This window comes from Nocardia sp. NPDC060220, from assembly GCF_042727815.1.
GTDB lineage: Bacteria > Actinomycetota > Actinomycetes > Mycobacteriales > Mycobacteriaceae > Nocardia.
This window is the reverse complement of record NZ_JBHWZY010000903.1, coordinates 1-2663: the sequence shown is the minus strand read 5'-3', so window position 1 is coordinate 2663 and position 2663 is coordinate 1. Positions and strand designations below refer to the sequence as shown.

At 67.3% G+C, this 2663-nt stretch carries 2 protein-coding genes; both read left to right on the top strand.

The window, feature by feature from the left end:
• The coding region (locus ACFWF3_RS31480) for a Fur family transcriptional regulator (protein WP_379317400.1) at positions 1 to 439 on the top strand (439 nt) is incomplete at its 5' end.
• A 22-nt stretch (positions 440 to 461) separates the two neighbouring features.
• Positions 462 to 2663: catalase/peroxidase HPI (gene katG, locus ACFWF3_RS31475; protein ID WP_379317398.1), on the top strand; the 2202-nt coding region annotated here is incomplete at its 3' end.

Below are 2663 nucleotides of genomic sequence, written 5' to 3'. Positions count from 1 at the left end.
GTTCCAGCAGATGCTGCGGGGAGTTTCTGTGCGGGTGACAGCGCCGCGCGTGGCGGTGCTGAGCGCCGTGCACGCGCACCCGCACTCCGACACGGATTCGATCATCCGTGCCGTTCGGTCCCGTTTGTCGGCGGTCTCGCATCAGGCCGTCTACGACACCTTGCGCACGCTCACCACCGCCGGGCTGCTCCGATGCATCCAACCTCGCGGCCTGCTGGCCCGCTACGAGGCACGAGTAGGTGACAATCACCACCACCTGATCTGCCGAACGTGTGGCGCGATCGCCGACGTCGACTGCGCGGTCGGCGAAGCACCCTGCCTGACTGCCTCCGACGACCTCGGCTTCGTGATCGACGAGGCCGAGGTCATCTACTGGGGCCGGTGCCCCGAATGCGCGGACTCCGCGCTCAGCGAACACAACTCCGCTCCCAGCCTGTAAGACCCGTCCAGGAAGGAATATCGTGACCTCCGATAGCCGCCCACCCGCTCCTGACGCCGAAACTCTCAGCAACAGCGAGAGCGAGAACCCGGCGATCCCCTCGCCCACTGCGGACACCGACCGTCGCCCCCACTCCAACAAGGACTGGTGGCCCGAACAGATCGACGTCTCGGTCCTGCACGCCCACTCGTCCAAGTCCAACCCACTGGGCGAGGACTTCGACTACGCCACGGCATTCGCCGAGCTCGACGTCGACGCCCTCAAAGCCGATATCGCCGCGGTACTGACCGACTCGCAGGACTGGTGGCCCGCCGACTACGGCAACTACGGTGGCCTGTTCATCCGGATGAGCTGGCACGCGGCCGGCACCTACCGCATCGCCGACGGACGCGGCGGCGGCGGTCAGGGCGCCCAGCGCTTCGCCCCGCTCAACAGCTGGCCCGACAACGCCAACCTCGACAAAGCTCGTCGGCTGCTGTGGCCGGTCAAGCAGAAGTACGGCGACAGCATCTCCTGGGCCGACCTGCTCGTGTTCACCGGCAACGTCGCCCTCGAGTCCATGGGTTTCCAGACGTTCGGCTTCGGCTTCGGTCGACCCGATATCTGGGAGCCCGAGGAAGTGTTCTGGGGCCCGGAGGACACCTGGCTCGGCGACGAACGCTACAGCGGCGACCGTAAGCTGTCGGGCCCGCTGGGCGCGGTCCAGATGGGCCTGATCTACGTGAACCCGGAAGGGCCCAACGGCAGGCCTGATCCGGTGGCCGCGGCACGTGACATCCGCGAGACCTTCGCTCGCATGGCGATGAACGATGAGGAGACCGCCGCCCTGATCGTCGGTGGTCACAGCTTCGGCAAGACCCACGGTGCGGGCGATGCGAGTCTGGTCGGCGCCGAGCCCGAGGCCGCGCCGCTCGAGCAGCAGGGTCTGGGCTGGAAGAGCACGCACGGCACGGGCAAGGGCAAGGACGCCATCACCAGCGGCCTGGAGGTCGTGTGGACGGCTACCCCGTCCCAGTGGAGCAACGGCTTCTTGCAGAACCTCTACGGGTTCGACTGGGAACTCACCAAGAGCCCGGCCGGCGCCTGGCAGTGGAAGCCTAAAGACGGTGCGGGCGAAGGCCTTATCCCTGATCCGTTCGGTGGGCCCGCGCGCACCCCGACAATGCTGACCACCGACCTGTCCCTGCGCGAAGACCCGATCTACGAGGAGATCACCCGACGCTGGCTCGAGCACCCCGAGGAGCTGGCCGAGGCGTTCGCAAAGGCCTGGTACAAACTCCTGCACCGCGATATGGGTCCGCTCAGCCGCTATCTCGGTCCGTGGGTGCCCGAGGCGCAGCTGTGGCAGGACCCGGTTCCCGCTGTCGACCACGCACTGATCGACGACCAGGACATCGCCGCGCTGAAGAACACGGTGCTCGCGTCCGGTCTGTCGGTCGCGCAACTGGTCAAGACGGCGTGGGCCTCGGCCGCGAGTTTCCGCAGCACCGACAAGCGCGGCGGCGCGAACGGCGCCCGGATCCGGCTCGAACCACAGCGCGACTGGGACGTCAACGAACCCGCCGAGCTGGCGAAGGTGTTGCCGGTTCTCGAGCAGATCCAGCGAGATTTCAACGCCGCTGCTCCCGATGGCAAGGCGGTGTCACTGGCCGACCTGATCATCCTGGGCGGTTCGGCGGCGATCGAGAAAGCAGCCGGCGATGCCGGTCATCAGATCACCGTGCCGTTCTCGCCCGGGCGCACCGACGCCACGCAGGAGAGCACCGATGTCGACACCTTCGATGTGCTCGAGCCGCGGGCAGACGGCTTCCGCAACTACGTGCGTCCCGGCGAGAAGGCGCCGCTCGAGCGTCTGCTCCTGGACCGCGCCTACATGCTCGACGTGACAGCGCCGCAGCTGACGGTGCTGATCGGCGGCCTGCGTGCGCTCGGCGCCAACTACGGTGGCAGCGCACACGGTGTCTTCACCGACCGGCCGGGCGTGCTGTCGAACGACTTCTTCGTGAATCTGCTCGACCAGAGCACGGAGTGGAAGGCCTCGGAGTCGGCGGAGAACGTCTATGACGGTGTCGACCGGCGGACCGGCGAGAAGCGATGGACGGCCACCGCCAACGATCTCGTCTTCGGCTCGCACTCGGTGCTTCGCGCGGTGGCCGAGGTGTATGCGCAGAACACAGCGGGAGCGAAGTTCGTGAACGACTTCGTCGACGCCTGGGTCAAGGTC